Here is an 8,428-nt window from a genome sequence, read left to right on the forward strand (position 1 = left end):
TCGCCTCGACCTTGGACCAACGAAAGGCGCCCGCAGGACGCGGGCGCCTTTCTCGCCGTTCGAGGTCAGCGCGTGCCGTACAGCGGGGCCTCGGTCTGCTCACTCACCTTGGAGTTTGCGGCCTCCTTGGCGGACGGGCTGAGCGCACTCGCCAGACCGACGCTGCCGAGCATGCCGAGCACGACCCCGAGTACCCCGACGGCGACGAACGCGGGCAGGTTCCTCATCCACCTTCTCCTTCCGCGGGACTCGCGTGCCGGGACGCTACCACGCGGTAGCACCATCGCGCAGTGCCCGAAAGCCCGAGGACCAGCACCACCGTTCCGGCCAGCAGGTGAGCCAGGCCCACCGGGCCAGGTCGGGTCGGCGCCGAAGGCGGTCGCCACGCCGGATTCTCGTACAGGGTCAGCTCGTCACCCAGATACGCCCGTCGCAGGCCAGCCAGCGTGGCCGGGTCCGGGGGCGGACCGGCGGCCCGCTGCACCAGCACCCAGCGGGGGCCCGCCACCGCCACCGGTTCGCCCGCGTCGAGCAGCTCACGCAGCCGCGCGGCCCGGGGATCCTCCCCGGCGACCGCGACACCGTCCACCCGCAGCGTGTCGTCGATCAGCACGGGCACCCCGAGGTAGCGAGGTGCCGGATCGATGACCACCTGCCCGTCGTTCCAGGCGTAACTCTGGTACTCCTGGAACGGCAGTGAGACGACCTCGCCGGGTCGCTGGCCGACCATCCGGGCCACCGTCGCCCAGTCCGCCGGCCAGGGCACCGGGCGCAGCCGTCCCGCACCGCCGAAGGCCAGGTCGGGCAGCACGGCCAGCGGCAGCAGCGCCGCGCCGGCCAGCAGCACGCGTCCGGTCGCCACGTCGAACCGGGCCGCGAGGCGCCCGGCGAGCCGCTCCGCCCCGAGCGCCCCGGCGACCACCAGGACCAGCACGTACGGCACCAGCAGCTTCTGGCCGTCACGGAGCAGCCCGGCACCGGGCACGCCGGCGACCAGCCAACCCAGCACCGTCGCCCCGCCGGGGAGCACGCCGAGCGCCGCCACCAGCCACGAACCGACCGCCAGCAGCCCGAGCCGGCCGACGACCGACCCCGGCCAGCGACGCCGCAGCAGCGGTACGCCGCACCCCGCGACCACCAGCACCAGCAATGTCGCCAGCGGCACCAGCCAGCCGCTCCGCGAAGCCGGGGTGGCCTGCCCGTTCCAGATGCCGCCGGTGCCCGCGAGCGCCACCAGCGGCCCGGCCCAGTTCTCCGCACGGGCGGCAAAGACCGCCACCCCGGCCGGATCGGACCGGCCGTCGCCGGCGCTGAGGAACCCGGCCACCAGCCACGGTGCGTTCAACAGCACGGTCACGCCCACTGCGGTCGGCACCGCACGGGCCGCACCCGGGTACCGCCCGACCAGCAGCACCACCACCACGACCAGGGCGAGCAGCCCACCGGTCGGCGTGATCGCCGACGCCGCCACCGCCAGCAGCAGCCGGCGCAGCGCTCCTCGCTCGGCCGCCCGTACCCCGATCGCCGCTCGCACCAGCCAGGGCAGCGCGGCGTACGCGACCAGCAGTCCCCACTGACCGATCAGCAACCGCTCAGCCAGGTACGGGGTCCAGGCGTACCCGAGCGCCGCCACCACCCGCACCGCCAGCCGCCCGGTAGGCACCAGACGGGCAGCGCCGAGCGCGGCAAGGTAGAAGATCGCCACCAGGACCAGCCGTTGCAGCAGCCACCCCGGCATGAGCTGGTTGACCAGCGCCACCACCGCGTCCTGCGGAACGGCGCGGGGCAGCGCCGTGGCCGGGGCGATCAACTCCCAGCTCAACGCCGACCGGGGCACGAAGACCATGTCGTAGCGCAGCACGTACCCGGGAAGGGCCAGTGGCGCGAGCACCACCGCCGTGACGGCGGCGGCCACCGCGTGCGGCACCAGCCGTTCCCGCATCCGTCGACCTCACCACTGCCGGTGCGCGGCAGCCGGCCGCGCTGGTGGCGGCCACTGTACGCGGCCGTCGTCGGAGCGCTCCGGCCACGGGCGAACCATCCGTTGACCTGATGGGAGGCCCGGTGGCCGATATGGCAGTCTTCCCGCCATGGCATCGACGGGGGCGGACGCGGCGACAGCATCGACGGGAGCGGACGCGGCGACATCGCCCGGCCGGGTCAGCGGCTGGCTGAGCAGGGACCGGATCCGGGCGGCGGCACTGGCGATGATCGCGCTCAGTGTGCTGTGGCGCGCCCAGATGGCGTCCCGTGGCTTCCTGGCGGCCGACGACTACGTGATGATCACCCAGGCGGCGGAGTCCGACCTCACCGTCGAGCACCTCCTCGCCCTCTACAACAACCACCTCATGCCCGGTGGACGGCTGCTCACCTGGCTCGTCACCGAGTACGTCGGCATGACCTACTGGCCGTACGTACTGCTCATGGCGATCGGCCAGGCGATTCTCGGGATCACCTTCTTCCGGCTGCTGCGTCGGCTGCTGCAACCGTCCTGGCTGCTGCTCCTGCCGCTCGGTGCGCTGATGTTCAGCCCGCTGACCCTGGAGGCCACGTCCTGGTGGGCCGTCGGCGTCAACATGCTGCCGATGCAGATCGCGATGGTGCTCGCGGTCGGCGCGCAGGTCGGCTACGTACAGACCCGACGCAAGCGACACCTGGTCACCCTGGCGCTCTCCGTGCTGCTGGGCCTCTTCTTCTTCGAGAAGGCGATCCTGGTCGTAGCGCTGGTCTTCCTGCTGACCGCGGCCCTCTACGCCGAGGGCGGCCCGATCCGCACCATCTGGACCACCATCCGCCGCTGGTGGCCGTCGTGGCTGCTGCTGACCGTGCTGTCGCTCGGTTTCCTCGCCGCCTACCTGGGCAATTCGGAGTCCTCGTTGCGGCGGCCGACATCGGCCGGCGAGGTGTTCTCGTTCCTCACCCAGATGCTGGGGTCCACGGTGGTTCCAGGGCTGGTGGGCGGGCCCTGGCGGTGGCTGGGGGCGGGGGACGGCGCACCGGTCGCGGCACCGCCGGAGTTGGGCACCTGGGTGGCCTGGACGATCGTCGTCGCACTGGTCGTGGCGACCGTACGCCGTCGCCGCCGAGCGGGCCGGGCCTGGCTACTGGTCGGTGCGTACCTGCTGATGGTGGCGGGCATGCTGGCCGCGACCCGGCTCGGCTCGACCTTCAGCGGAGTGGCCGGCGGCGTCCCCCGGTACGTGAGTGACGTCGTCGTGGTGGCCGCGATCTGTCTCGGTGTCGCCGTGGTCGGGTTGGCTCGACCACCCCGCGTTCCGGCCGAGACCGAACCGCCGGCCGAGACCGAACCGCCGGCCGAGACCGAACCGCCGGCCGACGATGCGTTGTCCGCGGCGCCGGACGCCGTCCAGGAACCGATCGCCGCACCGACCATCCCGGCGCCGCCGCCGGTGCGATCGGCACAGCCGGCGCTCGTGGTGTCGCGGCAGGGCGTCATCCACGCCGAGGCTCCCGACGATCTCGACCCGAACCCCGCACCCCGGACCGCACCCGATGCCGACACGTCCCCTGCGCTGGACGCCGCCCCCGCGCCGGACGACGCCGCCAGCCCGGGCCCTGCCCCGGCCACCGGCCCGGGCCCCGCCCCGGACCCCGTCCCGGGCCAGCGACCGGCCGCTCCCGCGGATCGCGACGCCGCCGAATCCGCCACCGACACGCCGGTGCGCAACGACACCATGGCACCGACGATCAGCGCGCCGACGCACGTCACGGCGGAACCACCCGCGCCCGGTCTGCTCGGCCCACTGCCGGAGCGCTATCGGGAGGCGGTGAACGTCATGCTCGCCCTGCTGCTGGTGGCCGTCTGCCTGGGCACGGTGTGGACCACGTCCCGGTACAGCGACGAGTGGGCGGCGAAGTCCGGCAGGTCGTACGTCGACACCGTCCGCATCGAGATGGCCAGCGCGCCGCCCGACACGGTCTTCTTCGACGGCCCGGTCCCGAACAGCGTCGTTCCGAACCTCTCCTGGCCGTACAACATGCAGTCCCGGTTCTTCCGCGCCTTCGGCACCCGCCCCACCTACGTGGACGAGGCCGACAACGTGGCGGTGCTCGACGATCTGGGCCGGATCCAGGTGGCCACGGTCGTCGGCAGCACGATCCAGCCGGGCCCTCAGGAAGGCTGCGGTTACCTGGTCGCCAGCGGCCAGACCGTGCGGATGCCGCTGAACGAGCCGCGCAACGACTGGCACTGGGTGGTCCGGATCGGCTACCTCAGCTCGGCGGACGGCACGGCGACGCTCCGGCTCGGCACCGGCATCGCCGAGTTCCCGGTCAGGAAGGGTCTCAACCAGCGCTTCTTCCGCATCGTGGGCGGCGGAGACGCGGTAGAGCTGACCGTGGCCGGAACCGACGTGTCGTTCTGCACCAACGAGATCGCGATCGGCAATCCGGCCCCGAGGCCGGAGTGAGGCACCGGCGACAGCCGGTGTGGCGAGCCAGGGCCGCCCCGAGGGGGCACTCGGGGCGGAACGGACGCGGAGTGGCATGACGCAGACCACGGGCAGGGACGCCGCGAGGGCGCGGCTCGGCGCGGCCGGCGCCGCCGTCACCGTCGCCACCGTGGTGACCAACGCACTGGCGTACGTCGTACCGGTGCTTGGTGCGCGCCGACTCAGCGCCGCCGATCTGGGTGCGCTCGCGACGGTGCTCGCGCTGGCCGCGATCGCGGCGGTACCGGGATACGGCCTGCAGATCGCGGTGGCCGCGCACCGGGCACGCTGGGGCGGCGGTGGCGCTGCCCGACTGGGGCTGCGAACCGCCGCCCTCACCGCCGCGGTCACGCTCGCCGCGGCGCCGGTGCTGACGATTGCCCTGCGGCTGCCGGTCGCGCTCACCCTGCTGCTCGCGGCGACCACGTTCGCCACCGTGCTGAGCGGCCGGTGGCTGGGTGAGCTCCAGGGTGATCAGCGTTTCCTGCGACTGGCCATCGCGATGGCCGTGCTGGCCGCCGGCCGTTACGGCGGGCTGGTCGTGGGGCTCGTGCTCGGTCTGGAACCGGCGATCTGCCTGCTGCTGGCCTCGCTCACCGGCCTGCTCGCCCTGCCGCTGCTGGCTCGCCTCGCCACCCCACCAGCAGCCCGCCCGGCTGAGGCCGGGCCGGTCGTCGAGGCCGTGGTGCCGAACGGCGAGCAGGGTCGTCCAGCCGGGATACCGAGACTGCTGGGTCCCCGGCAGGTGATGACCGCCTGCGGCGCGACCCTGGCGATGCTCACCATCTCGTACGCGGATCTGATCCTCGCCCGCCAACTGCTGCCGGCGACCGCCTCCGGCGCGTACGCGGTCGGCGCCGTGCTCACCAAGGGTGCGCTCTGGGCGCCCCAGGTGGTCACGCTGCTGGTACTGCCCCGGCTGGCTCGGGGCGACCGTCGGGCCCGGTTGGTGGCGCTGGCGCTGATCCTGGCCTGCGGCGCGGTGCTGGTGGCCGCCTCGGCGGTCGGCGGTGAACTGGCCTTCCGGCTCGCCGGCGGTGCCGACTACCTGCACCTGGCCGGGTTGGCGCCGCTGTTCGCCGCCACCGGCGCCCTGTACGCGGTGGTGTTCATGCTGGTGAACGACCGGGTGGCCACGGCCGCTCGATGGCCGGCCGCACCGCTGTGGCTGACGACGGCCGGGCTGGCGGCGAGCGCGGCGCTGATTGCCCCACGCAGCGTCACGGGGGTGCTGTGGTGCGCGTTGGCCGCCGCCACCGTGGCCGCCGTTACGATGGCCCTGCTCGCCTTCCGTCCGGTACGCCGCTGACAACCCGGCAGTTCACCACTACCGGGAGCCACCATTCGAGGTGCGTGGTGCACCGAACGGACGCATGTGGCGGTTCCCCACGAACTCGGGCTCCCCGATGGCCGTCGCGTTGGCTACCGTAGTTGTCTCCCGGAGTGGGGGTCCCGGCTCCGACGCGGTACGTCCCTAAGAGGTAGTTGTGACGCTGTACGGCGAAGAACGTCCACCACCCGCCGACGACCGGCCCACCGTCCAGGTGAAGGCGGTCAGTTGGCCGGTCGAGGAGCCGGTGCGCCCCGCCCCACCGGACGGTACGCCCGCCCGGTCCCCCCGATTCCGGCTCCTGCTCGCCTCCGGTGTGGCCACCGCCGTGCTCGGCTCGGTCGGCGCGGTGGCCATCTGGGCGTACGCCGGCGACGTGCCGCGTGGCACCAGCGTGCTGGGCACAGAGCTGGGCGGGCGCAGCCGGTCGGATGCCGCGCGGGAACTGCGGGCCCAGCTGGACCGACGCGCGGCCGAGCTGGCCGCCCCCCTCCAGGTACGCGTGGGCGAGAAGACGGCCGAGATCGACCCGGCCGAGGTCGGGCTCACGGTCGACGTGGACGCCACCGTGGCGACCGCGGCGGCGACCAGCGCTCACGCGGTGGATCGGCTGGTCGGCTCCCGGGAGATCGAGCCGGTGGTCTCGGTCGACGTGCCGAAGCTGGAGGCCGCGCTGGAGAAGCTCGTCGGCAACCAGGGCCGAAAGATGACCATGCCGGCCATCACCTTCTCCGGCACCAAGCCGAAGGTGCGCTACCCGAAGCCGAGCCTCGCGATCGACCCGGAGCATTCCGCGCAGGTCGTCAAGGAGGGGTGGCTGAGTGGGCAGCCGGTGACGGTGCCGCTCGTGGAGAACCACCCGACGACCACGTCCGACGAGGTGGATCGACTGGTCGCTGAGCTGGCCGAGCCGGCGGTGGCGGCGCCGGTCAAGCTCACCACGGACCGGGGTTCGGTGACCATCTCGCCGGAGGCCATCGCCAAGGGCCTCCGCTTCAAGGCGGACAAGACCGGCAAGCTCACCCCCAGCGTGGACGTCAAGCAGCTGCGGTCCGCGCTCGGCAACAAGCTCGGATCGGTCGAGGTGGCCCCGAAGAACGCCACCATGACCATCTCCGGCGGCAAGCCGAAGATCAGCGACGGCCGTGCCGGGCAGCAGGTGGACACCAGCAAGCTCGGCGACGACCTGCTGGCCGTCCTACCCCGCGCCGACGAGCGTACGGTCTCCGCCGACCTCAAGCCGGTGCAGCCGAAGCTCACCGCGGAGAAGCTCGGCGAACTGGGGATCAAGGAGAAGGTCGCCTCCTTCACCACCAACTTCACCGGTGGGTTGTCGTCACCGCGCAGCCAGAACATCGTGACGATCGCCAACGATGTGAAGGGCACCGTGGTACTGCCTGGCGACACGTTCTCGCTGAACGGCCACACCGGCGAGCGCGGCTACGCGCAGGGCTACCGCGACGCGCCGGTCATCCTCGACGGCAAGCTGGTGCCGGGTGTCGGTGGCGGCACTTCCCAGTTCACCACCACCCTGTTCAACGCCACGTACTACGCGGGCCTGGAGGACGTCGAGCACAAGCCGCACTCGTACTACTTCAGCCGCTATCCCGCGGTCATCGAGTCGACCATCTTCTGGCCCAACCTGGACTTCAAGTTCCGCAACAACACCGACTACGGCGTCCTGATCGACACCTCGTACACCGGCAGTTCGGTGACCGTTTCGATCTGGAGCACAAAGATCTGGGACAGCGTGAAGACGGAGTACGGTCCTCGGCGGAACATCACCTCGCCGAAGACCGTCTACCTGGACCCGGGCCCGACCTGCATTCCCGCCAATGGCAGCCAGGGCTTCACCCAGGACGCCTTCCGCGTCATCAAGAAGGACGGCAAGACCGTCAAGCGGGAGAAGTTCTCCTGGACCTACTCGGCGGAGCCTCGCTTCATCTGCGCCAAGGCGCCTTCCTGACGCCCGCCGGGCACCAGCTCCGTCACGGCCCCGCCAGCCTCGCGCCGGCGGGGCCATTCCATCCGGTACGCCCACCGGCCCCAGGTCCCGGCCGTTCCCCGGTGCCGTGACAGCCCCCAGCACGCGGCATCCCGGGCTGTCACCACCGTGGAGTCCCCGACATACCGCAACTCGGGGCTCTCACCGCTCTCGCCGTCGTGGACCGGGGCATGCCGCGACTCGGGGGGCGTCAACGAGTGGGGGCTGCGGGACGTCGTTTCCGGGGCCGGGGGTGGGCCCCGGTGCGTAGAAACGAATTCAGGGCCACCCTGTATAGGGTGGCCCTGAATCGAAGAATGTCCGGCGGTGTCCTACTCTCCCACACCCTCCCGGGTGCAGTACCATCGGCGCTGGAGGGCTTAGCTTCCGGGTTCGGAATGTTACCGGGCGTTTCCCCTCCGCCATGACCGCCGTAACCTTATCAACATGTCAAACAACACCACACCAGAAAACCCTGGGGTCTTGTTTGTTTGCTGTGAGTTGCACAGTGGACGCGTAGCAAATCTTTGTTGTCAAGTCCTCGGCCTATTAGTACCGGTCAACTGAACCCGTTACCGGGCTTACATTTCCGGCCTATCAACCCAGTCGTCTAGCTGGGGGCCTTACCCATCCGAAGATGGTGGGATACCTCATCTTGAAGCA

5 protein-coding genes and 2 rRNA genes are annotated in these 8,428 nt (G+C 71.5%); 3 read left to right on the forward strand and 4 right to left on the reverse strand.

Features of this window, described 5'->3' with window-relative positions:
• Positions 1 to 65 precede the first annotated feature (65 nt).
• Together BMY89_RS30585 and BMY89_RS26075 are read right to left on the reverse strand one after the other, a co-directional pair.
• Positions 66 to 227, reverse strand: coding sequence for a hypothetical protein (locus BMY89_RS30585; protein WP_170147776.1), 162 nt, complete (start codon positions 225 to 227; stop codon positions 66 to 68).
• The gene (locus tag BMY89_RS26075; RefSeq protein ID WP_111313869.1) at positions 224 to 1,942 is read right to left on the reverse strand and encodes an MmpA family trehalose lipid delivery protein; all 1,719 of its coding nucleotides are present in this window, start codon (positions 1,940 to 1,942) and stop codon (positions 224 to 226) included. The genes BMY89_RS30585 and BMY89_RS26075 overlap by 4 nt, the downstream gene beginning before the upstream one ends.
• Positions 1,943 to 2,090: 148 nt before the next feature.
• Between BMY89_RS26075 and BMY89_RS26080 the strand changes: the two genes are divergently transcribed.
• The 3 genes from BMY89_RS26080 to BMY89_RS26090 all read left to right on the forward strand — a co-directional run bounded on the left by BMY89_RS26080 (position 2,091) and on the right by BMY89_RS26090 (position 7,747).
• The gene (locus tag BMY89_RS26080; protein ID WP_139218014.1) at positions 2,091 to 4,430 is read left to right on the forward strand and encodes a hypothetical protein; all 2,340 of its coding nucleotides are present in this window, start codon (positions 2,091 to 2,093) and stop codon (positions 4,428 to 4,430) included.
• 76 nt (positions 4,431 to 4,506) lie between these two features.
• Positions 4,507 to 5,760, forward strand: coding sequence for a polysaccharide biosynthesis protein (locus tag BMY89_RS26085; RefSeq protein WP_092382713.1), 1,254 nt, complete (start codon positions 4,507 to 4,509; stop codon positions 5,758 to 5,760).
• A gap of 178 nt (positions 5,761 to 5,938) precedes the next feature.
• Positions 5,939 to 7,747: a VanW family protein gene (locus BMY89_RS26090; protein ID WP_092382714.1), complete on the forward strand. Its 1,809-nt coding sequence runs from the start codon at positions 5,939 to 5,941 to the stop codon at positions 7,745 to 7,747.
• Between the two features lie 337 nt (positions 7,748 to 8,084).
• Here BMY89_RS26090 and rrf read toward each other — a convergent pair.
• Positions 8,085 to 8,201, reverse strand: a 5S ribosomal RNA gene (rrf, locus tag BMY89_RS26095).
• Positions 8,202 to 8,294: 93 nt separating this feature from the next.
• Positions 8,295 to 8,428, reverse strand: a 23S ribosomal RNA gene (locus BMY89_RS26100); the annotation flags it as partial.

It is taken from the genome of Micromonospora phaseoli, assembly GCF_900109115.1.
Classification (GTDB): Bacteria; Actinomycetota; Actinomycetes; order Mycobacteriales; family Micromonosporaceae; genus Micromonospora; species Micromonospora phaseoli.

Coding starts and splice junctions, on each gene's coding strand:
- BMY89_RS30585 (WP_170147776.1), bottom strand. CDS start 227: ATGAGGAACCTGCCCGCGTTCGTCGCCGTCGGGGTACTCGGGGTCGTG.
- BMY89_RS26075 (WP_111313869.1), bottom strand. CDS start 1,942: ATGCGGGAACGGCTGGTGCCGCACGCGGTGGCCGCCGCCGTCACGGCG.
- BMY89_RS26080 (WP_139218014.1), top strand. CDS start 2,091: ATGGCATCGACGGGGGCGGACGCGGCGACAGCATCGACGGGAGCGGAC.
- BMY89_RS26085 (WP_092382713.1), top strand. CDS start 4,507: ATGACGCAGACCACGGGCAGGGACGCCGCGAGGGCGCGGCTCGGCGCG.